Source organism: Arthrobacter dokdonellae (assembly GCF_003268655.1).
Taxonomy (GTDB): Bacteria; Actinomycetota; Actinomycetes; order Actinomycetales; family Micrococcaceae; genus Specibacter; species Specibacter dokdonellae.
On sequence record NZ_CP029642.1, the window covers coordinates 3,559,504 to 3,584,442 of the forward strand.

Annotated in this window: 20 protein-coding genes and 1 tRNA gene; 8 read left to right on the forward strand and 13 right to left on the reverse strand. The window is 67.7% G+C overall.

From position 1 onward, the window contains the following. Nucleotides 1–78 precede the first annotated feature (78 nt). The 3 genes from DMB86_RS15865 to DMB86_RS15875 all read right to left on the reverse strand — a co-directional run bounded on the left by DMB86_RS15865 (nt 79) and on the right by DMB86_RS15875 (nt 3,645). Nucleotides 79–564: a hypothetical protein gene (locus DMB86_RS15865; RefSeq protein WP_113718647.1), complete on the reverse strand. Its 486-nt coding sequence runs from the start codon at nt 562–564 to the stop codon at nt 79–81. 154 nt (nt 565–718) lie between these two features. After that, on the reverse strand, nt 719–1,762 hold the full coding sequence (locus tag DMB86_RS15870) for an MraY family glycosyltransferase (RefSeq protein ID WP_113718648.1): 1,044 nt from the start codon (nt 1,760–1,762) through the stop codon (nt 719–721). Beyond that, nucleotides 1,762–3,645 (reverse strand): polysaccharide biosynthesis protein, encoded by a 1,884-nt coding sequence (locus DMB86_RS15875; protein ID WP_113718649.1) that lies wholly within the window; start codon nt 3,643–3,645, stop codon nt 1,762–1,764. The genes DMB86_RS15870 and DMB86_RS15875 overlap by 1 nt, the downstream gene beginning before the upstream one ends. 186 nt (nt 3,646–3,831) lie before the next feature. Here DMB86_RS15875 and DMB86_RS15880 point away from each other — a divergent pair, with 186 nt between their 5' ends. Then, nucleotides 3,832–4,731 (forward strand): glycosyltransferase, encoded by a 900-nt coding sequence (locus DMB86_RS15880; RefSeq protein WP_113718650.1) that lies wholly within the window; start codon nt 3,832–3,834, stop codon nt 4,729–4,731. 2 nt (nt 4,732–4,733) lie between these two features. Further along, nucleotides 4,734–5,693, forward strand: a complete 960-nt coding sequence (locus tag DMB86_RS15885; protein ID WP_171814523.1) for a glycosyltransferase — start codon at nt 4,734–4,736, stop codon at nt 5,691–5,693. Between the two features lie 138 nt (nt 5,694–5,831). Here the strand turns inward: DMB86_RS15885 and DMB86_RS15890 are convergent, their stop codons facing one another. The 9 genes from DMB86_RS15890 to argS all read right to left on the reverse strand — a co-directional run bounded on the left by DMB86_RS15890 (nt 5,832) and on the right by argS (nt 18,460). After that, on the reverse strand, nt 5,832–6,773 hold the full coding sequence (locus DMB86_RS15890) for an L-threonylcarbamoyladenylate synthase (protein ID WP_113718651.1): 942 nt from the start codon (nt 6,771–6,773) through the stop codon (nt 5,832–5,834). Between the two features lie 63 nt (nt 6,774–6,836). Then, on the reverse strand, nt 6,837–7,694 hold the full coding sequence (prmC, locus tag DMB86_RS15895) for a peptide chain release factor N(5)-glutamine methyltransferase (RefSeq protein WP_113719627.1): 858 nt from the start codon (nt 7,692–7,694) through the stop codon (nt 6,837–6,839). A gap of 271 nt (nt 7,695–7,965) precedes the next feature. Beyond that, nucleotides 7,966–9,039 carry a peptide chain release factor 1 gene (gene prfA, locus DMB86_RS15900; protein WP_113718652.1) on the reverse strand — a complete coding sequence of 358 codons (1,074 nt, stop codon included), beginning with the start codon at nt 9,037–9,039 and terminating at the stop codon, nt 7,966–7,968. Between the two features lie 170 nt (nt 9,040–9,209). Further along, nucleotides 9,210–11,486 carry a transcription termination factor Rho gene (rho, locus tag DMB86_RS15905; protein ID WP_113718653.1) on the reverse strand — a complete coding sequence of 759 codons (2,277 nt, stop codon included), beginning with the start codon at nt 11,484–11,486 and terminating at the stop codon, nt 9,210–9,212. Between the two features lie 288 nt (nt 11,487–11,774). Then, nucleotides 11,775–12,755: a homoserine kinase gene (gene thrB, locus DMB86_RS15910; RefSeq protein ID WP_113718654.1), complete on the reverse strand. Its 981-nt coding sequence runs from the start codon at nt 12,753–12,755 to the stop codon at nt 11,775–11,777. A 52-nt stretch (nt 12,756–12,807) separates the two neighbouring features. Then, nucleotides 12,808–13,911 carry a threonine synthase gene (gene thrC / locus DMB86_RS15915; protein WP_113718655.1) on the reverse strand — a complete coding sequence of 368 codons (1,104 nt, stop codon included), beginning with the start codon at nt 13,909–13,911 and terminating at the stop codon, nt 12,808–12,810. After that, on the reverse strand, nt 13,911–15,317 hold the full coding sequence (locus DMB86_RS15920; RefSeq protein WP_227878428.1) for a homoserine dehydrogenase: 1,407 nt from the start codon (nt 15,315–15,317) through the stop codon (nt 13,911–13,913). Before DMB86_RS15920 ends, thrC begins: the two co-directional genes overlap by 1 nt. Beyond that, nucleotides 15,314–16,804, reverse strand: a complete 1,491-nt coding sequence (gene lysA, locus DMB86_RS15925; protein ID WP_227878429.1) for a diaminopimelate decarboxylase — start codon at nt 16,802–16,804, stop codon at nt 15,314–15,316. Before lysA ends, DMB86_RS15920 begins: the two co-directional genes overlap by 4 nt. A gap of 3 nt (nt 16,805–16,807) precedes the next feature. After that, entirely contained in the window at nt 16,808–18,460 is a 1,653-nt protein-coding gene (argS, locus tag DMB86_RS15930; RefSeq protein ID WP_113718656.1) for an arginine--tRNA ligase, read from the reverse strand. A 360-nt stretch (nt 18,461–18,820) separates the two neighbouring features. On the opposite strand from argS, the gene DMB86_RS15935 reads away from it, so the two are divergent. Both DMB86_RS15935 and DMB86_RS15940 read left to right on the forward strand, forming a co-directional pair. Continuing rightward, nucleotides 18,821–19,291, forward strand: a complete 471-nt coding sequence (locus DMB86_RS15935; protein ID WP_113718657.1) for an Lrp/AsnC family transcriptional regulator — start codon at nt 18,821–18,823, stop codon at nt 19,289–19,291. 194 nt (nt 19,292–19,485) lie between these two features. Beyond that, nucleotides 19,486–21,138 carry a thiamine pyrophosphate-binding protein gene (locus tag DMB86_RS15940; protein ID WP_227878430.1) on the forward strand — a complete coding sequence of 551 codons (1,653 nt, stop codon included), beginning with the start codon at nt 19,486–19,488 and terminating at the stop codon, nt 21,136–21,138. An 85-nt stretch (nt 21,139–21,223) separates the two neighbouring features. On the opposite strand, the gene DMB86_RS15945 is transcribed toward DMB86_RS15940, so the two are convergent. Continuing rightward, entirely contained in the window at nt 21,224–22,516 is a 1,293-nt protein-coding gene (locus DMB86_RS15945) for an MFS transporter (RefSeq protein ID WP_113718658.1), read from the reverse strand. A gap of 207 nt (nt 22,517–22,723) precedes the next feature. Here DMB86_RS15945 and DMB86_RS15950 point away from each other — a divergent pair. From DMB86_RS15950 to DMB86_RS15965, 4 genes are all read left to right on the forward strand, one after another. After that, nucleotides 22,724–22,796 (forward strand) — tRNA-Arg (locus tag DMB86_RS15950). Nucleotides 22,797–23,125: 329 nt separating this feature from the next. Continuing rightward, nucleotides 23,126–23,263 (forward strand): hypothetical protein, encoded by a 138-nt coding sequence (locus DMB86_RS20655; protein WP_171814524.1) that lies wholly within the window; start codon nt 23,126–23,128, stop codon nt 23,261–23,263. Nucleotides 23,264–23,557: 294 nt separating this feature from the next. Further along, nucleotides 23,558–24,016: a carboxymuconolactone decarboxylase family protein gene (locus DMB86_RS15960; RefSeq protein WP_113718659.1), complete on the forward strand. Its 459-nt coding sequence runs from the start codon at nt 23,558–23,560 to the stop codon at nt 24,014–24,016. Between the two features lie 151 nt (nt 24,017–24,167). Further along, the gene (locus DMB86_RS15965; RefSeq protein WP_113718660.1) at nt 24,168–24,794 is read left to right on the forward strand and encodes a class I SAM-dependent methyltransferase; all 627 of its coding nucleotides are present in this window, start codon (nt 24,168–24,170) and stop codon (nt 24,792–24,794) included. The last annotated feature ends 145 nt before the right edge of the window (nt 24,795–24,939 follow it).

Consider the following 24,939-nt stretch of genomic DNA (forward strand, 5'->3'; position numbering starts at 1 on the left):
AGTTGTATCCGCCGTTGCCGTCGGGCCTGTCGGGCCTGCCGGACGCCGCCGAATACTTGTCCGCGGGACCCCCACCACTCATGACGGATCCGTTTCGGACGGCGGGTCGACGGGGTCGTTGTAAAGTTGCAGGCGCTGGCGGCTGAACGTGACCACTTCCGTCGCCTGCCATAGCAAAACCACCACGACGCCGGCCGCGGCGAACCATGGCCCGTTCAGCCATGTGGGGGCGCCCAGGGTGAAGAGGATGACGGCGAAGCCCACCACCTTCACCAGGTAGGTCACCATGAAGACGCCGATGGCCCCGGATGGGTTCTTCCGGCCGTAGATGTGTCCCACCAGGAGGCTGAGGCCGAAGAAGGCCACCACCACCACGGAACCGAAAACCACACTGCCGACGCCGGACCAGCCGGTCACGGCCAGTGCGGCGACGGCAAGTGCCACCGTAGCGGCCGCTGCGACCAGCAGGCATTTGTTGAGGATGTTGAGCCACGGGGTCGCAGAGGGGCCGGCCGTCTGGACGGGTCCCCGAACTGCGCCGTGGGGGGCTCTCTTATCCTTCATAGAAACTCTCTTCACAAAAGGCTTTTTTCGCACGAAAGCCAATGAAACGCAAGGGCGGAATTCGCCAGAAACAATTCTACACGAGATAGAACGAGCGGCCGACCCGCCCTGGGCCTGCCCCTGTCCGGCGCGAGCCGCTTTCTGGCCCGTGCCGCTAACGCGCCCGAGCCGCGGCCTTGCGGCGAAAGTGCCGTTGGAACAAGGTGGGCGTGCGCAGGTACAGCAGCACCACCAGCACACATACGGCCGTGGCAGTCACCTGGACAAGGCTGTCGCCCTGGGCGGCGACAATGCCGAGCACACCGACCACCACGGTCGCCGCGCAGACCACTCCCGTGGACTGCAGGTGGCTGAGCCCGACGATGTTCAGGCGCTGATACACGTGCTGGCGGTGCGAGGCGTACCACCGCTCGCCTGCCAGCAGCCGGCGCAGAAACGTCACGAACGTGTCCACGAGGTAGATCAGCACGGGCGAGAAAATGTATTCCACGGGCACATGGGCCAGGAAGGCTGCCATCGCGGTGACGGAAATGGCGGCGCCGAGCAGGTAGCTTCCCACGTCCCCCATGAAGACCTTGTTCCGCGCGAGGTTCCAGGGCAGGAACCCGGCAAAGGCCGCGGCGATCGCCACTCCGGCGTAGACCAGCCACTGGTGGCCGGTGGCGGCGCCGCCAAAGGCGTAGAAGCCGCCCACGAGCAGCCCGTGGGTTCCGGAGATGCCGTCCATGCCGTCCATGAAGTTCGTGACGTTCACATAGGCGGCGACGGCGACGGCGCCCGCCGGAATCCACCACATCTGCTGGGCCCCGGGGTCTATGATGGCCACGGCCGCAGTGGCCAGGGCACCCACCACCAGCTGCAGTCCGGCGCGCAGGCCGATGGCCAGCCCGCGGATGTCCTCCACCCAGCCGATGGCGGCCGCACAGAGGCAGGCCGACAGGATGACAACGAGCGTTGCGCGGGCCTGGCCGGCGCCGCTTCCCAGGGGCAGGAAGGCGGCCACGGCCAGGGCGGCAGGCAGGGCGACCGCCGTCGTAATTCCCATGCCACGGATGGTGGGGCTCTGGTGTGAGCTGCGGGCGTTGGGCACGTCCAGCACGCCGGCCCGGACCAGGAGCGGGCGGACCACCGCGGGCAGGCCCACGGCGAGAATCAGGGCGACGGCGGCCACGGCGGCCGAGGCAGTCCAGGTACCCATCAGGCACCTGCCGCGACGTCGCCGTCGGACTCGTCAATGCTGGGCGCGGCGTCGCCTGCCTCTTCATGGCAGCGTTTCAGCCACAGCTCCAGGTCGAGGTCGGCGGGCGCCAGCGGGCGCGCGTGGGTGTGGGAGATCTTGGGGTGGCCGTCGGGGTTGTTGACCTCGTCGTCGCCGGTGAGCTGCTCGTGGAGCTTCTCGGAAGGGCGCAGGCCGGTGATCTTGATGTCGATCTTCTTCCCGGACATGGCGATCATGCGCCGGGCCACGTCCATGATGCGCACGGGCTCGCCCATGTCCAGGATGAGCACGTCACCGCCGTGTCCAATGGCACCGGCCTGGATGACCAGCTGGCAGGCCTCGGGGATGGTCATGAAGAAGCGCGTGACATCGGGATGCGTGACCGTGACCGGGCCGCCCTTGTTGATCTGGTCTGTGAACAGCGGCAGCATGGAGCCGCGGCTGCCGATCACGTTGCCGAAACGGACGGAGACGTAGCGCTTGCCGGTCTCCCCCGCCATCCATGACGTCAGCTTTTCCGCCGCCCGCTTGGAGTGCCCCAGTGCCGTGGTGGGGCTGGCAGCCTTGTCCGTGGAGACGTTGACGAACGTTTCCACGTCGACGCTGCGCGCCGCGGCCAGCACGTTGAGGCTGCCAAGGACGTTGGTCTGCCAGCCTTCCTTCGGATACATCTGCAGCAGCGGCGCGTGCTTGAGGGCGGCGGCGTGGAACACCACCTCGGGGCGCCGCTTGGCAAAGATCTCCTCGAGGGCATCGGCGTCGCGGATGTCCGCCAGCACCGTGGAATTGTCATTGAGCAGGCCGTGGCCAAAAATGGACAGCTGCGTGTGCTGCAGGCCGGTTTCATCGCGGTCCAGCATGATGAGCTCGGCCGGGTTGAAGCCGTGCAGCTGGCGGCACAGTTCGGAGCCGATCGAGCCGCCGGCGCCGGTCACCAGGACCCGCTTGCCCGTGACGTAGCCGGCGATCTGGTCAACTTGGATGTCCACCGGGCGGCGGCCGATCAGGTCCTCGACGTCGATTTCGCGGAAGTCGGTGAGCCCGCCCGTGTTGTCGCGGTTGGTATTGGCGGTCAGCATTTCCTGCAGCGGCGGAAGGACCAGCACCTTCACGCCCAGCCCGGAGACGGAATCGGAGATCTCCCGGATGCGCTCCGAGTCGATGTGGGCCATGGCCAGCACCACCACGGTGGATTTGGTGCGCTTGATGATCTCGGGCAGTTCGTCGCCGCGGCCCAGCACCCCGACCGAGCTCAGGCGCAGGTGCTTTTTGGCGGTGTCGTCGTCGATCAGGCCCACGGGCACGTAGGGCGATTCCCGGTCCTGGACCATGCGGGTCACGAGCGAGTTGCCGAGGAAGCCTGCCCCGTAGATCAGGGTCTTCTGGGCTTCCTCGCCAAAGGTGGGCTTGCCCTCGACGTAAAGTCGCTTGGCATAGCGGACCGCCGCCATGATCAGGGCGGCAAAAGGAAACGCAATGGCGCTGACGGACCGGGCAATGTGGATTTCCTGCACGGTGAGGAACAGGAAGACGGCGGCTACGGTGGCCACGATCAACGTGGTGGCCACCAGCACCCGGGCCTCGTGGATGCTGCCAAAGGTGTAGCGGCCACGGTAGAGCGAGAGCGACCAGCCGGCAATAAGCTGCGTGGCCACCGCCACGACGATGAGCAGCACCAGGCCGCCGGGGTTGATCAGCCTGACGTCGAGCTCGTATCGCAGCAGCACGGCGAGCAGCAGGGCCGCGGCCCACGACAGGGAATCCAGGATCGCCTGCGACCACAGCCACAGCCGTGGCTTGGCATCGCCTTCGGGGGGCGTGGCTCCGGATTTCCCTGGTGCTGTGTCGCTCGTCGTATTCAACGTGATTCGTAGTCCGTTTTCTGCCCGTAATTTACCGGTACGCTTTTGCGTCTGAAATTGCTCTACAGCCCATTCGATGCGGGCTGTACTAAAGTGGTAGCTGTTAAAGATAGTAATCGCTTCAGGCGATGACCCACCGCCAACCCGCGCCGCGTGCCCCTGACCCGGCCGAGAGGATCCAAGGACTTGCAAAATTCCGTAGCCGTGGCTGCCGTCACCTTTGACCGGCCAGGGGACGTACGCACGTTGCTGGGGGCCCTCTCACGGCAGACCCATGCACCCCGGTCCATTTCACTGGTGGATTCGGGCACGCAGCCGGTGGACCACATCGCGGCGGAAGCGCCCGTCACCGTCACCTACCTGCGCTCCGAGGCCAATCTGGGCGGGGCCGGCGGGTTCTCCTTTGCCATCCTCAGCGCCCTGGCGTCCGGCGCGGAGTGGGTGTGGATCATGGACGACGACGCGCACCCGGAGGATCCCACGTGTCTGGCGACCCTGCTCGAAGCAGCAGAAAGCCGTGGGCTGGACGTGGTGGTTCCGCTGATCGTGGCGCCGGGCGATCCCGCCAAGCTGTCGTTCCCCTTCCGCCTGGACGGCCACCTGACCCATGAGCGCTCCGTGGTGGCGCCGCTGGGCCTGATTGAAAACGTGGGCCAGTTCTTCAACGGCGCACTGATCCGGGCCGACGTGTTTTTCAAGGTGGGCCTGCCGGACCTGCGCCTGTTCATCCGCGGCGACGAAGTAGACTTCATGCTGCGCCTGCGCCGGGCCGGCATCAAGTTTGGCACCGTCACCACCGTGGCGCTGACCCACCCCGCGGGCTGGGGCGAGGTGCACGAAATCATGGGCGACCGCTTCCACGTGCTGGTCCCGGAGACGCCTTTCAAGCGCTTTTACTACTTCCGCAACCGCGGCTACCTCACGCGCCGGCACCTACGGCTGAAGTCCTTTGTGGCCGACGCCGTGGGATATCCGCTGTATTTCCTGGGCCGCGGTGACGTCAGGGGCCTGGCGAAATGGGCCGGGGCCTATGGGGCCGGGCTGCGCGGGGCCAAGTTTGGGCCGTTGAAGGACCAGAAGTTTTAGCCGTGGGACGCCGTGACCGCTTCTTCATTGTGATCACCACGTTCAACCGGGCGGATTTCCTCGCCAACCTGCTGGAGTCCGTGGCCGCGCTCGATCCGGCCCCCGACGCCCTGGTGGTGGTGGACAACGCCAGCACCGACACCACGGCGGAGGTCATAGCCGCCGCCCGGGACCGCCTTGCCGCGCTCCCCACCCCCGTTGCACTCCACCACCATGCCCTGGGCACGAATGTGGGCGGCGCGGGCGGATTTTCCGCAGGGGTGGAGCGCGCACTGGCCGAAGGCGCCCAGTGGATGTGGCTGATGGACGACGACGTCATTGCCGTTCCCGGGGCGATCGGCGCCTTTGGACCGTGGATGGAGAGGTACGACGCCCTGGTCGGGCGCCGCTACGACGCCGCGGGCCAGCCATTCTTTTGGCAGCACAACTTCAGCAATTTTCTGGGCCTCCACCTGCCGGTGCGCGGGAACGTTTTTGCCCACACCAACGAATTTTCCACTAACGTGGGCTGTTTTGAGGGAATGCTTGTCCACCGGGACGCGGTGGCATCGGTGGGGCTGCCGGATCCGCGGTTCTTCATCACCTGGGACGACGCCATCTACGGCTGGCTGATTTCACTGGAGCGGCCGGTGATGTACGTCAACGAATTTGTGCTGCACAAGGCCCGTGAGCAGCGCAGCGTCGACCTGCGCATCCGCCACCTGAACGACTCCTCAAACCTGAGCCGCTTCTATGTCATGCGCAACCGCGGACTGGTGGCACAGTACCTGCGGGCCAACGGCCGCTTCCACCGCGCGGGCTTTGCGCTGGGCACGGCGCTGACCGCAGCCAAGGAACTGGTGCGCCTGGTGGCCGTCGAGCGCACCCTACATGGCGTCGGCAGGCTTTGGGCCGGCTGGCGCGCGTCCCGGCCAATACTGGCGGACAGGCAGTGGCAGCCGATGGCGAAGCTGGACGCCTAAGCGCTGGGAAACACGTACTTTTCGATCGACAGTACAGATCTGGCGACCTGGCCGGGGGCGGTCGGCACCCAGTGCACAGTTGAGGCGCCCTGCCGGTATCGCAGCTCGCCTCACCTGTACGCTGGGCGAAAACTCAGACTATTTGGCGTCCAGCTCCGGTGATTGAGCCTGTCGAAATCCCGACCCGGTCCCGGCCTCAGGGGCCTCGACGGGCTCGACCTCCGGCGCAGCCTCGACAGGCTCGACCTCCGGCGCAGCCTCGACAGGCTCGACCTCCGGCGCAGCCTCGACAGGCTCGACCTCCGGCGCAGCCTCGACAGGCTCGACCTCCGGCGCAGCCTCGACAGGCTCGACCTCCGGCGCGGCCTCGACGGCCTCCTCGACCACCGGCTGCCACATCTCCGGTTCCGCTTCGCTGCCCAGGGCGCTCGGGACCATGCGCTGGATCTGTTCGAGCGAAATGGCTCCCTCGCGGACGACGCGCAGCCGCAGCCCGGTGGCGTCGACGATCGTGGACGGCACGCCTTCGGTGCCCTCGAGCGGTCGGAACCCGGCCTCGAGATAAACCTCGACCGATTCGGCCAGCTGTTCGCGTGCCTCCTGGGCCGTTTGCGCAGCCGGCTGGCCGGTGCGGTTGGCGCTGGAGACCGCCAGCGGGCCGGTCAGCGTCAACAGGTCAAGCGCCAATTGCTCGTCAGGCACGCGCAGCGCCACTGTCCCGACGGTGTCACCCAAGTCCCAGGTCAGGGACGGCTGGGCGTGGAAGATGATCGTCAACGGCCCCGGCCAATATTTCTCGGCCAGCTTGCGGGCATCGTCCGGGATGTCGGTGGCCAGGCCCTCCATGGTGCCGATGCGCGGGATCAGCACGGGCGGCGGCATGCTCCGCCCGCGCCCCTTGGCGGCGAGCAGCGTGGCGACGGCCTGTGGCGAGAACGCGTCGGCCGCGATGCCATAGACCGTGTCCGTAGGCATCACAATGACCTGCTTGGCAGCGATGGCCTTTTGGGCATGGGCCAGGCCCTCGGTACGCTGTTCGTCGTTCGTGCAGTTATAGGAAGTGGTACTCACGTTGACCATTCTTTCATCAGGAAACCCCGGATCTTGAACACACCGGCGAAACGGCCGCACATGGCACGGCCGTCAGCGGCGGCGGCCGCTCGTGGCGCGGTCGCGGCCGGTGAGGTCCAGGTGCGTTGCGACGTCCTCCCAGTCGCCGCTGCCCCGCAACAGTTCCGCCATCTGCCCCGCCTGCACCTCGGCGTGCTCCATGACAAAATATCCGCCCGGACGCAGCAGGCGGGCAGCCGCGGAAGCCGCCGCCGACGGCATCTCCATGCCGTCCTCTCCCCCGCCGTACAGCGCCATGTGCGGATCGTGAAGCTGCACTTCGGGGTCCCGCGGAATGGCTCCGGCCGGGATGTAGGGCGGATTGGACACCACCACATCCGCGGCGCCGTCCAGCTCCGCAAAGGCGTCCCGCAGGTCGCCATGGACCAGTGTGACACCTGTCCCGGCCAAATTCTTCGCCGCCCACGGGTAGGCATCGTCGCTCAGTTCGACGGCGTACACCCGGCAGCCGGGGACCTCACCGGCCAGTGAGGCGGCCATGGCTCCGGAACCTGTGCCAAGGTCGACGGCGGTCAGCGTGCCGTCCGGGCCGCGTTCCTGGCACATCTGCGTTAAGACGTCGATGGCCAGCTGCACCACCGATTCCGTCTCCGGCCGCGGCACAAACACGCCCTCGCCCACCGCCAGTTCCAGGTGACGGAAATAGGCCGTCCCGGTGATGTGCTGCAGCGGTTCGCGGGCGGCCCGCCGGGCCACGAACGCGTCGTAGCCCTCCGGTGCCACAGTTGTGCCAAATAAAAGCGCGGCCAGTTCGCCGCGGCCCACGCCGAGCAGGTGGGCGGCAAGGAGCTGCGCGTCCACCAATGGCGAGGGAACGCCCGCCGCCGCAAGGACCGCCGTCGCACGCTTCACGGCGTCGGCAAGCAACATCCCGGCCGGCGAATGGCTGGGCCCACGTTCGCCAGGTTCCGGGGAAATCGCGCCAGCGATTTCTTCGGCCGGCGAATGGCTGGGCCCACGTTCGCCAGGTTCCGGGGAAATCGCGCCAGCGATTTCTTCGGCCGGCGAATGGCTGGGCCCACGTTCGCCAGGTTCCGGGGAAATCGCGCCAGCGATTTCTTCGGCCGGCGAATGGCTGGGCCCACGTTCGCCAGGTTCCGGGGAAATCGCGCCAGCGATTTCTTCGGCCGGCGAATGGGGATCAGTCACCCAGGGCGTCCAGGCGTGACTGCTCGTCCATCTCGATGGCAGAGTGCACCACGGGCTCAAGATCGCCGTTCATGACGGCATCGAGGTTGTAGGCCTTGTAACCGGTGCGGTGGTCGGCGATCCGGTTTTCCGGGTAGTTGTACGTGCGGATGCGCTCGGACCGGTCCATGGTGCGGATCTGCGACTTGCGCACAGCGGAGTTTTCGGCGTCGATGATTGCCTGCTGGTGGGCCAGGATGCGTGCTCGGAGCACGCGCATGCCGGCCTCGCGGTTCTGCAGCTGCGACTTCTCATTCTGCATGGCCACCACAATGCCGGTGGGAAGGTGCGTGATGCGCACGGCGGAGTCGGTCGTGTTCACGGACTGGCCGCCGGGGCCCGAGGAACGGTAGACGTCAATCTTCAAGTCGTTGGGGTTGATGTCGACTTCCTCCGGCTCGTCGACCTCCGGGAGCACCAGCACGCCGGCGGCCGAGGTGTGGATGCGTCCCTGGGATTCCGTGGCCGGCACGCGCTGTACGCGGTGCACGCCGCCCTCGAACTTCAGCCGGGCAAAGACGCCCTCGGCAGGATCGTTCGAACGGCCCTTGACGGCGATGGAAATGTCCTTGTAGCCGCCCAGGTCGGATTCCGTGGCGGAGATGATTTCCGTCTTCCAGCCCCGGGATTCGGCGTAACGGGTGTACATCCGGACCAGGTCGGCCGCGAACAACGCTGCCTCGTCGCCGCCTTCGCCGGCCTTCACCTCAAGGATGACATCCCGGGCGTCGTCGGGGTCGCGCGGGATCAGAAGCCGGCGCAGCTTCTCCTGGGCCGCGGCCAGCTGGCCCTGCAGGACCGGCACCTCGGCGGCAAAGTCCGGGTCCTCGGAGGCCATTTCCCTGGCCGCCTCAAGATCGTCGGTGAGCTGTTCGACCTGGTGGTATCCCTCCACCACGCCGCTCAATTCCGCATACCGGCGGCCCAGTTTCCGTGCCAGCGACTGGTCGGCATGCACGGCGGGGTCGCTGAGCCGCATCTGCAGTTCAGCATGCTCATCAAGCAACCCGTGGATGGATTCAAACATTTCAAAACCTCTCTCGACGTACGTCAAGTCTAATTACTCTTGCTGTCCGGGCCGGCGGCGGTCCGGGCCGCGACAGGCTCAAGCCCCGGGCCCGCCCGCCGCCCGGCCACCGTGGCAACGCGAAGGGGCGGGCCCGCACAGTGATGTGCGGTCCCGCCCCTTGTGTGCAGCTACTTGTCGTGCTCCGCCTTCGAACCCAGGGTGGTCTTCTGGATCTGCATGAGGAACTCGACGTTGGACTGCGTCTCACGGATTTTGGACGTGAGCAGTTCAAGCGACTGCTGCATTTCCAGGCCGGAGAGGACGCGGCGCAGGCGCCACATGATCTTCACCTCTTCAGCGGAGAGCAGGTTTTCCTCGCGGCGCGTGCCGGACGCGTTGACGTCCACGGCCGGGAAGATGCGCTTGTCGGCCAGCTGGCGGGAGAGGCGGAGCTCCATGTTGCCGGTGCCCTTGAACTCCTCGAAGATGACCTCGTCGGCCTTGGAGCCGGTTTCCACCAGGGCCGTCGCCAGGATGGTCAGCGAGCCGCCGTTTTCGATGTTGCGGGCTGCACCGAAGAAGCGCTTCGGCGGGTACAGGGCCGCGGAGTCGACACCACCGGAGAGGATGCGTCCGGACGACGGTGCGGAGTTGTTGTAGGCACGGCCCAGGCGGGTCATGGAGTCCAGGAGGACCACCACATCCATGCCCATCTCAACGAGGCGCTTGGCCCGCTCAATGGACAGCTCGGCAACCTGCGTGTGGTCGTCGGCGGGACGGTCGAAGGTGGAGGCAATGACCTCGCCCTTGACCGTGCGCTGCATGTCGGTGACTTCTTCGGGACGCTCGTCCACCAGCACCATCATGAGGTGGACCTCAGGGTTGTTGGTGGTGATGGCATTCGCGATGGACTGCAGGATGAGCGTCTTTCCGGCCTTGGGCGGGGAGACGATCAGGCCGCGCTGGCCCTTGCCGATCGGGGCCACCAAGTCAATGACGCGGGGGCCGATCTTCTTGGGGTCGGTTTCCAGGCGCAGGCGCTCGGACGGGTACAGCGGCACCAGCTTGGCGAATTCAACGCGGTCCTTGAGTTCGTCCGGGTTCTTGCCGTTCACGCTGGTGACGCGCACCAGTGCATTGAACTTCTGGCGGGCACTCTGGCCCTGGCTGCGGTCCTCGCCTTCCCGGGGTGCGCGGATGGCACCGACGACGGCGTCGCCCTTGCGCAGGTTGTGCTTCTTGACCTGGGAGAGGGAAACGTAGACGTCGTTGGAACCAGGCAGGTAGCCGGAGGTCCGGACAAACGCGTAGTTGTCCAGGATGTCCAGAATGCCGGCCACGGGCAGCAGGACGTCGTCCTCGGTGACCTCGGTGTCGTCGAAGTCCGGGCCGGCGTTGCGGCCCCGGCGGCGCTCGTTGCGGTCGCGGAAGCGGTCGTTGCGGTCGTTGCGGTCGTTGCGGTCGTTGCGGTTGTTGCCGCTGCGGTCGTTCCGCTCGGAGGAGTCGCGGTCGCGGCGGTTGCGGCGGTTCCGGTTGTTGCGCGAGCCGTCTTCCTCGTCATTGCGGTCGCTCGTGGAACGCTCGCTGGACTGCTGGCCGCCGGACTGCTGGTTCCCGGAGACGCGGTCGTTGTTGCGCTGGTTGCGCTGGTTGCGGCGGGTCCGGTCGTGGCGTTCAGAACCGTCGGCGTTTTCGCCCTTGTCGGACTGCTCGCCCTGCCCCGTCGAGACCTGCCCGCCGGCTTCCCGGACGTTGGTGTCCCGGCCGCCGGCATCCTGGCCGGTGGAAACGGTGGAAACGTTGGAACCCTGGCCGGCATCCCCCTGCGGGGCGGAGGTGTCCGCCGGCGCCTGCAGGACAGCATCGGAGGCGCCGTCACGGCCGCCACCCTGAGCGCGGCGGTTCCGGGTGCGTGGCTGGCGGCGCGACTCGCCGCCGGTGCCCTGCTCGGAAGCCGGGGCTTCGGAACCGGACCCGGTGGCGGGTGCGGTGGCAGCAGCCGCAGTCTCGGCGGCGGGGGCGTCCGCGGCAGGGGCCTGGACGCCGGAGTTTCCCGTGGTGATAATGCCGTCGCTGCTGGCGGCGCGGCGGCTGCGGCCCCGGCCGCGAGCCGGGCGCTCCTCCGGAGCGGACTCGGCGGGCGCTTCCTGTGCGGCTGCCTCGGCACCGGCCTTGGCGCGGGGTGCCCGCTTGGCGGGGGCCTCAGCCTTGGCGGGAACGTCCTTGGCGGCGCGCGTCGGGCGGTCGGCCACGGACGAACCGCGCTGGTGGGCCGAAATGGCGGCGACAAGGTCTCCCTTGCGCATCCGCGACCCGCCGGTAATGCCGAGCTGGCCGGCGAGTGCCTGCAGCTGGGCCAGCTTCAATCCGGCCAGTCCGGCCGGCTTGGCCGTTCCTGCGGATGTGGCGGTGTCGTCCAACTCAGCTGCCTGGGTGCCGGCGGCTGAAGTCATGGTTTCTGTCACGAAGGATCCTTCCCCCTCGAAAAGCGAGCCCCTTTGAGCGGGGCCGCGATGATTATTGTCAGCCGTCCCGCCGCTGCCGCACTGGCAGGGGCTAAGAACTTCAGCTGAGGTTCCAACTCGCACTCGCCCAATCAATGTGGAAATGCGGAATTGGTGTATTCACCCCTGAATCAACCTATAAATAAAATCAATTCGTGAACAAACTTGGCGGCTGCCAATTGTTGATTCGCGCTACCGGCCGGCCCAGACGGGACGGCGTGGTGAAAGGGTGGCATCAATCACGGCTGCTTATGAACCCGGATGCACTTCCACTTTAGCACCTTCAAGGTCAACCGCGAGCCTCAGCACGCGCCACGACACGCCGTCGGATGCCGCACTATTGTCCGAACCTCCGCGGCGGCCGATGAACTCCACTATGGCGTCCGCTTCGACGTCGCCGTTGGCCAGTGCCATGACGGTGGGGCCGGCGCCCGAGATAAAGGCCGCATGCCCGCCTTCGCGGAGGGCGGCGACAAGTGCCGCGCTTTCGGGCATGGCGGTCGCGCGGTAGTCCTGGTGGAGATAGTCGCGCGTGCCGGCAGCCAGCAGTTCCGGCGCATCCTTGAGCGCATGCATCAACAGCGCCGCCCGGCCGGCGTTTGCCGCGGCGTCCGCGTGGGTCACGGTGGCCGGCAGCAGTCCGCGGGCAAGCTCCGTCCTGACCTCAAAGCCGGGGATCGCCACGACCGGGATTACGGCGTCCGACGGCGTGAGCCGGGTTGTGGCGTAGGCCCCGCCTTCCTGCCACGAGATGGCGACGGCGCCGAAAATCGCCGGGGCCACGTTGTCTGGATGTCCCTCCATTTCCGAGGCCAGCTGGAGCACCCACTGCCGGTCCTTGCGGTCGGCGGCTTCCACCAACGCATTGGCCGCCGCGATGGCGGCGACGATGGCCGAGGCGGACGAGCCGAGGCCGCGGCCGTGCGGCAGCACGTTTTGGGCAGAAATGCGCAGGCCGCCGCGCCCGTAGCCCAGGCGGGCAAACGCCAGGTCCATGGCCTTGACCACCAGATGCGAGGCATCGCGGGGCAGGTCCTCCACGCCCTCGCCGTGCAGGTCGAATTCCAGCGCGTCCGTCGCGAGGGTCGTCACCGCCAGCGTGTCGTACAGGGAAACTGCCAGGCCCAGGGAGTCGAAGCCGGGGCCGAGGTTGGCGCTCGTGCCGGGCACCCGCACCGTGGCGGTAAAGCCGGGGGCGGGTGCCTTGGTGGCGGTGGGCGGGGATGTCATGGCGGTGCCTGTCATGGGATGCGGGTGTGTTCGGAGGGGCCGGGAAGGTGGGCTAGTCGGCGAGGCCGAGGGCGTTGGCGACGGTCACGACGTCGAACTCCACACGGGTGGGTTGCACCAAGCTGCCGTCCGCGTTCTTCAGTGCCCAGTCGGGGTCCTTCAGGCCGTGGCCAGTGACGGTGATGACAATCGTCTTGCCCGCGGGGACCTCGCCGGCGGCGTGCTTCTTGATGATGCCCGCGACGCCCGCCGCGGACGCGGGCTCGACGAACACGCCTTCCTTGGCCGAGAGCCAGCGGTGGGCCGCGAGGATCTCGTCGTCGGTCACGGAGTCGATGAGACCGCCGGATTCGTCGCGGGCGGCGATGGCCAGGTCCCAGGATGCCGGGTTGCCGATGCGGATGGCCGTGGCGATGGTGTCGGGCTCCGTGATGGGGTGTCCGGCCACAAACGGCGCCGCGCCGGCGGCCTGGAAGCCCCACATGATGGGCGTGTGCGTGGACACGGCCGGAAGCCTTCCGGCCGTGGCGGACTCGTACGGGGCCGCGTATTCCTTGTAGCCCTTCCAATAGGCGCTGATGTTGCCGGCGTTGCCGACGGGCAGCACATGGTAGTCCGGGGCGTCGCCGAGGGAGTCGACCACTTCAAAGGCGCCCGTCTTCTGGCCTTCGATGCGGGCGGGGTTGACGGAGTTGACCAGGAACACGGGGTAGGAGTCCGCGAGCTTGCGCGCCACGTCCAGGCAGTTGTCGAAGTTGCCGTCCACCTGCAGGATCGTGGCGCCGTGGGCCACGGCCTGGGAGAGCTTGCCCATGGAGATCTTGCCTTCGGGCACCAGCACGGCACAGGTCAGCCCGGCCTGCTTGGCGTAGGCGGCCGCGGAGGCGGAGGTGTTGCCCGTGGAGGCGCACACCACCGCCTTGGCGCCGGCGGCAACGGCCGCCGTCATGGCCATGGTCATGCCGCGGTCCTTGAAGGAGCCGGTGGGGTTCATGCCCTCCACCTTCAGGTACACCTCGGAGCCGGTCAGCGCCGAAAGCTGCTGGGCGTACACCAGCGGCGTGCCGCCCTCCCCCAGCGTGATGACCTTCGTTTCCGCCGTCACCGGCAGGCGCTCTGCATATTCGCGGACTACCCCGCGCCACTGGTGAGCCATTAGACTCCCTCCACCCTCAAGACACTCGTTACGGAATTTATGATGTCCAGGCCGTTGATGGCCTGCACGGTTGCTGCCAGGGCAGCCTCGCTGGCGCGGTGCGTGACGATCCGCAGCTCGGCCGAGCCGGGGGCGCCGCCGTCGTGGGCATCGCGTTCCCGGTGCACCGTCTGCCGCATGGTCTCAATGGAGACGCCGTTCTCGGCAAAGAGCGCGGAAATCTTGGCCAGCACGCCGGGCTGGTCCGCCGCGTCCAGCCCGATGTAGTACTGCGTGGTGACGTTTTCGATGCCCAGCACGGGCAGCACGCCCGTGGTGGTTTCGGTGCGGCCGGGGCCCCCGAGCACCAGGCGGCGGGCTGCGGAGACCACGTCGCCCAGCACGGCCGACGCCGTCGGGATGCCGCCGGCACCCTGGCCGTAGAACATGAGCTGGCCGGCGGACTCGGCCTCGATGAACACCGCGTTGAAGGCCCCATGCACGGCGGCCAGGGGGTGCTCGCGCGGGAGCAGCGTGGGGTGGACGCGCACGCTCACGCCCGAGGCCGCTCCCGCGCCGCCGGCCCGGGCTTCCTCCGAATCCGCGCGGGCGGGGAGGTCCAGCTTCTCGGCGATGGCGAGCAGCTTGATGACAAAGCCGGCGTCCTTGGCCGCCGCGATGTCCGCCGCCGTGACCTGCGTGATGCCCTGGCAGTGGACGTCCTCGAGCGCAAAGCGCGTATGAAAGGACAGTGACGCCAGGATGGCGCCCTTGGCGGCGGCGTCGTGGCCCTCGATGTCCGCCGTCGGATCAGCCTCCGCGTACCCCAGGCGGGTGGCCTCTGCCAGCGCGTCCTCAAACGACGCTCCGGTGGTGTCCATCTGGTCGAGGATGAAGTTGGTGGTGCCGTTGACAATGCCCATGACGCGGGTGATCTTGTCCCCGGCCAGCGAATCCCGGATGGGCCGCAGGATGGGGATGGCACCGGCCACGGCAGCCTCGTAGGACAGCTGGACGCCGGCGGCGTCGGCCTTCTCATACAGGCTGGGGCCGTCCACGGCCAGCAGGGCCTTGTTCCCGGTGACCACGGTGGCGCCGTGCTCGATCGCCTCCAGGATCAGGGAGCGCGCCGGCTCCAGGCCGCCCATGAGCTCAATGACGACGTCGGCCCCGCGCACCAGGGCGGAGGCATCGGTGGTGAGCAGCCCGCGCGGCAGTTCGACGTCGCGCGGCGCGTCAATGTTGCGCACCGCGATGCCGGTCAGCTCCAGCCGGGCGCCGGTTCGCGCGGCCAGGGCATCGGCGTCCTCAAGGAGGATGCGGGCCACCTGGGCCCCCACGTTTCCGGCACCGAGGAGCGCCACCTTCAAGGTTTTTGTTTCGGCGGACGCCGGCAGTGCGGTGTCCACGGTGTTGCGCTCTGTCAAAGGTTCTGGGCCCCTAAATCGCGTGCCAGCAAATCGTCTTCTGTTTCGCCCCGCACAATCATGCGTGCGGCGCCGTCCTTGACGGCGACAACGGGCGGACGGGGCACGTAGTTGTAGTTGCTGGCCAGTGCCCAGCAGTACGCGCCCGTTCCGGGGACTGCAAGCAAGTCCCCGGCCGCCACGTCATTGGGCAGATATACATCTCTAACAACAATGTCGCCGCTCTCGCAATGTTTGCCCACCACTCGGGACAGCGCGGGTGCCGCCTGCGAGGCGCGGCCGGCCACGACGGCGGAATAATCCGCGTCATAAAGCACCGGGCGGGCGTTGTCGCTCATGCCGCCGTCCACCGACACATAACGTCGCGGAGCCGTCACACCGTCCCGTCCGGCCACCTCGACCTGCACGGTTTTCAGCGTGCCGGTCTCGTACAGCGTGAACGTGGAGGGGCCCACGATGGCGCGGCCGGGCTCAATGGAGATCCGTGGCGCGCGCATGCCCAGCTCCGCGCAGGTGGACCGTACGACGGCGGCCATCGCCCGGGCGATTTCGGCCGCCGGGCGCGGGGTGTCCACCGCGGTGTAGGCGATGCCGTAACCGCCGCCGAGGTCCAGCTCGGGCAGCACGACCCCGTAACTTTCCTGGATCCGGTGCGTTAAGGCCAGCAGCCGGCGGGCGGCAATTTCAAAGCCGTCCGGTTCAAAGATCTGCGAGCCGATGTGGGCGTGGAAGCCCAGGAAGTTGATGTTCTCCGACTCGACGGCCAGCTTGGCGGCAGCCTCGGCGGCGGACAATTCGGCGGTGGAGCCGCTGGGGAGCGAATCCTCCGGGGACACCAGGGAGAGCCCGAACTTTTGGTCCTCGTGGGCCGTGGCAATGGATTCGTGCGTGTGGGCGTGGACGCCGGGGGTCACGCGCAGCATGACATTGGCCCGCGTGTTGCGGGCGGCGGCCAGGTCCGCCACGCGGCGCAGCTCGTGCAGGCTGTCCACCACAATGCGGCCCAGCCCCAAATCAAGGGCCCGGTTGATTTCGGCGTCGGACTTGTTGTTGCCGTGCAGGCCCAGCTTGCCGCCGGCCAGCCCGGCGCGGACGGCCACGGCCAGTTCGCCGCCGGAGCAGGTGTCCAGGCGCAGGCCCTCGGAATCCACCCAGCGGGCCACCTCGGTGCAAAGGAACGACTTTCCGGCATAGTAGACGTCCACGCCGCCGCAGATGTCGGCAAAGGCCTCGTCAAAGGAGTCCTTGAAGGTGCGCGCGCGGGCCCTGAAGTCGGTCTCGCTCATGACAAAGAGCGGCGTCCCGAACTGCTCCTTGAGCTCGCCCACCGGCACCCCGCTGATGGTGAGGGACCCGCCCGGGCCGCGTTCGACGTCGTCCGCCCACATGGCGGGCACCAGCTCGTTGAGGTCTCCCGCCGGTGGCAGCCACGCCGGGGCCAGCTCCGCTCCGGCAATGTCGGTCGTGCCGCTGTGTGACTCGGCCACGTGCTACATCCGTTCCGGCGCGGAAACGCCCAGCAGGGACAGCCCGTTGGCCAGGACCTGGCCCACGGCGTCGTTGAGCCACAGGCGCGTGCGGTTCACGTCCGTGATGGCCTCCTCGCCCATGGGGGTGACACGGCAGGCATCGTACCAGCGGTGGTAGGCGCCGGCGATGACCTCCAGGTGGCGGGCCACGCGGTGCGGCTCGCGGAATTCGGCGGCCTGCGTCAGGACGCCCGGGTACTGGCCCAGCACCGCAAGGAGTTCGGACTCCGTGGGATGGGCGAGGGCCGCGGCGTCGAAAGCCGTGCGCGCCACGCCGGCGGCCGCAGCATTGCGTCCCACGGCGCGCGTGCGGGCATGGGCGTACTGGACATAGAACACCGGGTTCTCGTTGGAGCGCTTGGTCAGCACGTCCAGGTCGATGTCGATGTTGGAGTCAGAGGAGAAGCGGGCCAGGGAGTAGCGGGCGGCGTCCGTGCCCACAATCTCCACCAGGTCCTCCATGGTGACCACGGTGCCGGCACGCTTGGACATGCGCAGCGGGACGCCGTCCTTGACCAGGTTCACCATCTGGCCGATGAGCACCTCGACCCGGTTGGCGTCGTCGCCCATCGCTGCCGCGGCGGCCTTCAGGCGCGCGACGTAGCCGTGGTGGTCGGCGCCGAGCATGTAAATGCACAGGTCAAAGCCGCGGTCCCGCTTGTTCTTGAAGTAGGCGATGTCGCCGGCGATGTACGCGGCGTTGCCGTCGGACTTGATGACCACACGGTCCTTGTCGTCGCCGTAGTCGGTGGAGTTCAGCCACCAGGCGCCGTCCTTGGCGTACAGGTTGCCGGAGGCCTTGAGCTGCTCCAGGAGCTTTTCGACGGCGCCGTCCTCGAACAGCGAGTTTTCGTGGAAGTAGACGTCAAAGTCGACGCCGAATTCGTGCAGGGATTCGCGGATGGAGGCGAACATCAGCGCCACGCCCTGGGCCCGGAATTCCTCCTGCGGGTCCTCCCTGCTGAGTATGTCCGGGGTGTTCGCCGTGACCGCGTTGGCGATGTCCTCGATGTACGCCCCGCCGTAGCCGTCCTCCGGCGCGGGCTCGCCCTTGGCGCTGGCCAGCAGGGACCGGGCGAAGCGGTCGATCTGGTTGCCGTGGTCGTTGAAGTAGTATTCGCGCGTGACGTCGGCGCCTTGCGACTGGAAGATGCGGGCCAGCGAGTCGCCCACCGCCGCCCACCGCGTGCCGCCGAGGTGGATGGGGCCGGTGGGGTTGGCCGAGACGAACTCGAGGTTGATCCGGGTGCCCGCCATGCCCCGGTTGATGCCGTACGCTTCGCCGGACTCGACGATGGCCTTCGCCAGTCCGCCGGCAGCGGCAGCGTCCACAGTGATGTTCAGGAAGCCGGGGCCGGCGATATCCACTTTGGCGACGCCGGGGATTCCGGCCAGGCGCCCTTGCAGGACCTCGGCGATCTTGCGCGGCGGCAGGCCGGCCGGCTTGGCCAGCTGCAGGGCGATGTTGGTGGCCCAGTCGCCGTGCTCGCGGCTCTTGGGCCGCTCCACCCGCAGTTCCTTCGGGAGGGCCTCTGCGGGAACGGACAGTTCGCCGGCGTCGGCGGCCTCTTTAAGGCAGGTGGCAATGGCGGCGGAAAGTTCTTCAGGAGTCACCGCCCCAGTCTACGGTTCCGGCGCCACGCTCCCCCAATCCGCCCAAATTGTTGCCCGCCGCCCGCCGAGATTCGAGATGACCACGCCCCCGCCCGCCGAGATTCGAGATCACCACGCCCCCGCCCGCCGAGATTCGAGATAACCACGCCCCCGCCCGCCGAGATTCGAGATCACCACGCCCCCGCCCGCCGAGGTAGAAACACCTAGAGATTGGCCCGCGCGCTTGAGGGAGCCGCGGCCGCGGCCCACCGCCGAGCAGGCCTCGGGATTGCGAGCCGCCGAAGCGGCCGGGCCTTCGAATGGTGGCAAGGCGCGGGCATTATCTCGAACGTCACCGGAAGGGACAGCCATAATGGAGGGATGAAAGTTGACCGGCTGGACGCCGCCATCATTGAGATGTTCACCGATGAGCCGGGGGTTGGCGTGCTCGAATGCTCGCGCCGGCTCAAAGTGGCCCGCGCCACGGTGCAGGGCCGGTTGGACAGGCTGTACGCCGGCGGCGTCATCACGGGGATAGTCCCGCAGCTGAGCCCGGCGGCGCTGGGCTTTCCCGTCGTCGCGTTTTGCTCCGTCGAAATTGCGCAGGGCATCGGCCACGGCGTGGTCTTTGAAGCGATCGGACAGATCCCGGAGATCCTGGAAATGCACACCGTGTCAGGTCCCAGCGACCTGCTGGTGAAGATCGTGGGCCGGTCCACCACGGACCTCCAGCGGGTCCTTGACGCGTTGTCGCAGGCGCCGGGGGTGGCCCGCACCTCGAGTGTGATCGCACTCGAAACGCACATCGAAAACCGCAACCTGCCACTGCTGAAGGCGGCCGCCGACTCCTGACCGCCTGCCGCACCTTCGGCGGGCCATGAAAACAAGCCAACGCTGTACAAATTGTGCAGTCTGGTGACGCAAACAGGTCTCATTCTGTACAGCGTGAACGGTGATTTTGGCGACACTTGCGTGGCGGTCCGCGGCGCTCCAGAGTTGGCTACAGCTGCGCGCCGCAGCGTCCCTCCAAGCGATAAGAGTGTCCCGTGACCGAGCAGCCCACCGTTTCCGACCTCGTTGCCGATGTTTGCGCCCGGCACGCCGACACCGTGTTTGGGCTGATGGGCAACGGCAACGCCTTTTTCACCAGCAACGTGACCCGTCGCGGGCTGCGCTACATCAGCGCCCGCCACGAGGCCGGCACGGTCGCGATGGCCGACGCCTACTTCCGTGCCTCAGGCAAGGTGGCGGTCGCCACCGTCACGTACGGGGCCGGCTTCACAAACTCGCTGACGGCGCTCGCCGAGGCCGCCAAGGCCAGCATTCCCCTGGTGCTGGTCGTGGGCGGGGTCCCCACCACAGGTGCCCGGCCGTGGGACATTGACCAGGACATGGTGGCGGCCGGCCTGGGCGTTGAAACCGTTACGGTGACCCGGGAATCGGCCGAAGCGGCCACCCAGCGGGCGTGGGAGCTGGCCGCGCGCGACAGCCGCCCGGTCCTGCTGGCCATCCCCTACGACCTCGCCGCCGCCGAGGCCGGTCCGCAGCAGCCGGCCGTGCCCCTTGCCGTACGGGCGCCGCTTACAACGGACGACGCCGTCACCCGCCGCATTGCCCGCCTGCTCTTGGGCGCCGAGCGTCCCCTGGTCATCGGCGGCCGCGGCGCCGTCGAGGCTTCGGCAGGGCCCGCGCTGCGGCGGCTGGGCGACGGGCTCGGAGCCTTCTTCGCGACGTCGGCCATGGCCCGAAACCTTTTTGACTCACCCTGGGACCTGGGCATCGCCGGCGGTTTTGCCACCCTGCCGGCTGTGGAGATCATGCGCCGCGCCGACGTGGTGCTGGTGGCGGGAGCAGGGCTGAACACCTTCCAAACGCGCTACGGCAGCCTGTTTGCCGACGGCGCCACCGTCATCCAGGTCGACGTCAGCCGCGATGCCGCAGCCCCGGCCGCCACCGAATTCGTGCACGCGGACGCCGCGGCCTTTGCCTCCGCGCTGCTGGACACGATGCGGGGCCTGGTGGGTCGGGGCTGGCGGGACGGCTACCCGGAAGTTGCCGACCGCACCCTGTTCAAGGAGCCGCCCGCGCAGGAGTTCGCCCCGGACGGCCGGCTCAACCCACGCGCCGTGGCGCAGCTGCTGGACTCGGTGCTGCCGGCCCGGCGCACCATCGTCCAGGACGGCGGGCACTTCATCAGCTGGGCGCCCATGTACCTCGGCGTCCCGGACCCGCAGGCGCTGATGATGGTGGGCACGGCGTTCCAGACCATCGGGCTGGGACTGCCGTCCGCCGTCGGCGCCGCCGCCGCCCGCCCGGAGCGGCTCACGGTCCTGGTCTCAGGGGACGGCGGGGCACTCATGGGCCTGGCCGACCTCGATACCGCAGTGCGCAGCATTTCCAGCGGCGTCATGGTGGTGTTCAACGACGCGGCCTACGGCGCCGAGCTGCACCAGTATGCCGTGCGCGGCCTGGATGACACTGCCATGCAGATCGAGGAGGTGGACTTCGCCGCGCTGGCCGGCGCGTTTGGCGCACGCGGCACCAAGATGCGCTCCCTGGCGGACATCGACAGCCTCCGCGACTGGCTCGACGCCGGCGCCCACGGCCTCTTCGTCCTCGACGTGGCCGTGTCCCAGAGTGTCGTGGCCGACTACATGCGCGAAAGCATGGCTCCCATCCTTGCGGCCCGGGCCAACTAGGCAGGAGTCCAGCCGGGCATCGCGGGCCGGCAGCCCGGCGTCGTACGTCAAACGTCGTACTTGAGGGGAAGTTCGACGCCGGAACTCACCTGGCGAAGTCGTCCTCCAACATTTTGGGCCGGCAAATAACGTAGGCGCCCGCGCCCAGCAGCAGCAGCGTGGCAAAGAGGAACATGAACGGCGCCGTCCACGAACCGGTCCACTGGCGCAACAGGCCGAAGAACAGCGGGCCGATGCAGGCCAGGGCGTAGCCCATGCCCTGGCCAAAGCCGGACAGGGCGCCGGCGCCCAGCTGGGTGCGCGTGCGGTGGTTGATCAGCAGCAGGGCCAGCGGGAAGGTACCCGGTCCCAGGCCGGCCAGCGACACCCACAGCCAGGTGCCGTGCGCCGGGGCGAGCAGCAGGCCCAGGTAACCCGCGACGAAGCAGGCGAGCATGACCAGCACCACCGGGAACGGATTGCGCATCCTGGCGGCGACCAGCGGGATGCACAGGCTCATCGGCAGTCCGAGTGCGGCAAACAACGCCAGCATGGAACCGGCGTGGGCGCGGTCCAGCCCGGATTCCGTGAGGATCTCCGGCAGCCAGGCAAACAGCGCATACGTGTTCAGCGATGTGCAGCCGAACATGAACGTCAGGCCCCAGGCCGTGGGCGAACGCCACAGGTTCATCTTCGGCGCGGCAGCCTCGGGCGATCTGCGGGAATGGACGGTCAGTTCCGCCGGCGCGGCTGGTGGGCCGGCCGCAATGCGGGGGGCCGGCGTCGTGCTTGGGGAAGCCGAGCCCCGGGAAGCTGAGCCGTTGGAAGCCGACCGCGGTGAAACAGCGGCCAGCAGCCATGGCACGACGGCGACCACACTGACTGCGGCCCAGGAGGAGAGGGAAAACTGCCAGCCGGCGGCGTCGGCCAAGGGCACCGAAATTTGCGCGGGAAGAGCCGTTCCGAGGGAAATGGACGTGACGTAGAGGGCCGTCATCAAGCCGATCCTGGTGGGGAAATGCTTCTTCACCAGCGGCGGCAGGAGGACGTTGCCGGCGCCGAGCCCGCCGAAGGCGACCACGGAAAAGACCAGGAACATGGCGGTGTTGGGGGCGAAAACGCGCACGACCTGGCCGACAATCCCGGCCAGTATCGAGAGCACGATGAGCCGTTCCAGCGACGCCCAGCGGATCACGTACGGGGTCAGGAAACCGAACAGGCCAAAGGCTGCCGTGGGGAGCATGCCGAGGATGCCGATGGTGGCGGTGCCCAGCGGGAGGTCGTGGTTGATGGTGGAAATCAACGGCGGAACGACCGTCACGGCCCCGCGGAGCGTCAACGCGGTAAGGATGATGCCGACCGCAAATATCCACACCGGCCGTGCAACGTTCCTCACCATGTATTCACCATTGCCCCAACGTTACCTGCCAGGCGCGCTGCAGCGCAGGTCATTCCAGTCGCTGGACGGGAGGTGCAGGACACGTCTGGCGTCTCGCGCAGGCTGTTGCGGCGGGAGGCTGGGGACAGTTCTCCGACACGGTTTTACACGGAACGTCCGGCACCTGCTAAGCTCTTTCTCGTTCCCTTCGGCAGCCACGGTTGCCGCGCCCTCGTAGCTCAGGGGATAGAGCGGTTGCCTCCGGAGCAACAGGCCGTAGGTTCGAATCCTATCGAGGGCACCCACCGTCCGAGGTCCCACACGCAGGCAAGCGCCAGCTGTGGGCCTCGGATTTTTTTCTGTGCGCCCCTGCTTTGTCGGGGCGGCTGTCCAGGCCGACCAGTCCCTTCATCAGTCCTTTCGTCAGTCGTTTCGGCGCATCCCGCACCACCGCGGCGGCGTCCGGTTCATCGGCTGGCCCAGGCCGTCCGTCTGGGCGGGGTCGTCGTCGAGCACCGCCCGTTAATGGCTTTTCGCCGCCGCGATGGTTGCCGGAACAATGTCAATGCCGACGGTCTCCCAGCACCTTCGGGCAAGCTCCGCGGTAAATTGTCCCCGGCCGACAGGATCATGGGCACCGGCATCAGGCTCGAACCCCTACGCCGGTACATGGACCGCCTCTACGCCACCCTGGACCTGGCCGGGCTGACCCGCCGGATCAGCGAGATCCAACAGCAACCCATCCGGAAGGCCGCGGCCAAGGCCTAGTCCCAAATTGACCACGCAGCATGTCCGGTCCCGTCCCGTGGAGTGGTGCAACCATTACGCGAGCACTTTAGCTGCGGCACGCGGGAAGCATTTCGCGAGCATCGTGACATGAGGCACCACGCACAGGCGTCCCCTGGTTTTGCGCCTGACGATTTTGATCGCGCCAGCCGGTTCCGCCGCTGACGCCAAGGAGCGCCCGGCCTTGCGGAACGCCGGGGCCGGGTGGAAGCTGGAAAGGACGGCGTCAAATGCCGGAATCGGATGAAACAACAGTCCAGTAAGGAAGCACCCCACATGTCCACGCAGCGCCTGAACATCCAGGAAATCGACCCCAAGGCTTACCAGCCAATGTTCGCGATGGAAAAGTACATCCACTCCGGCACGCTCGGCGAGGACCTGCTGGCGCTGGTCAAGATCCGGGCGTCGCAGCTCAACGGCTGCGCCTACTGCCTGGACATGCACGGACGCGAAGCCAGGGCCGCCGGCGTCGACAACCGCCGATTGGACGTCCTTGCTGGCTGGCACGAGGCACCTGCGCTGTATTCCGACCGGGAGCAGGCGGCGCTTGCACTGACGGAAGCCGTGACACTGATCAGCCACGGCGGAGTGACCGATGCTCTGTGGGCACAGGTCAAGGCCACATTTGCCGAGGCAGAGGTCCCCGTCCTGCTCATGGCGATCTCCGCCATCAACGTCTGGAACCGGCTGGCCGTCAGCACCCACCAGGACCTGCCGGAACTGCCCGCGGAATAACGGCGGGCAGTTCCGGCAGCGCGCCTGCCACGACAGGAACGACGGCGCCCCAGCCTGCGCGACCATGGCGCCAAGCCCCCGCGCCAAGTTGCCGCGACAACGCCTCGCCAGCCCTCCACGCTTTCGAGCCCGCATGAAAAGGAACACTGGCATGACGCAAAAGTTTGATGAGGCGTTCTGGAATGAACGCTACGGCAACCAAGGCAACATTTGGAGCGGCAAACCCAACCCGCAGCTCGTTGCCGAGGTCTCCTCACTGCCTCCAGGGACTGCCCTCGACGTCGGTTGCGGCGAAGGTGCCGACGCCATCTGGCTGGCCAAGCGCGGGTGGCGGGTGGTCGCGGTCGACATTTCTTCGGTGGCTCTGGCACGGGCCGCCGGGCATGCAGCCGGGCTTGGCCCGGACGGGTCGATCGAATGGGAGCACCACGACCTGCTCTCATGGGTTCCCCCGGCCGGGTCTTTTGACCTGGTGTCGGCCCAGTTCATGCAGCTGCCACGGACGGACCGTGAGCCACTGTTTGACCGGTTGGCCGCCGCCGTGGCACGCGGCGGTACGCTGCTGGTGGTGGGGCACGCGCCGTCGGACATTGACTCCGGCGCCCACCGACCGCGCCGAGCAGATGTCTTCTACACGGCGGAAGAGGCGGCGTCGGCACTGGACCCGGTGCTCTGGGACGTCCTGCTGACAGAATCCCGGGCGCGCCGATCCGCGGGAGACGGCGGTGGACCGGCCACCGTCCATGACGAGGTGATGCGCGCGGTCCGCCTGCCGTGACCGGCGTCGTTGGACGACGACGGCGGTCCTTGCCCTCAATACTCAAAGGAACCTTTGCCGTTTGCGTTGGTAGGGACACGCGGGCACCGGCTGGAGCGCTGGGACGGTTCGCCGGCGGACCTGCCAAGCGCGTTCCGTGGCCGTT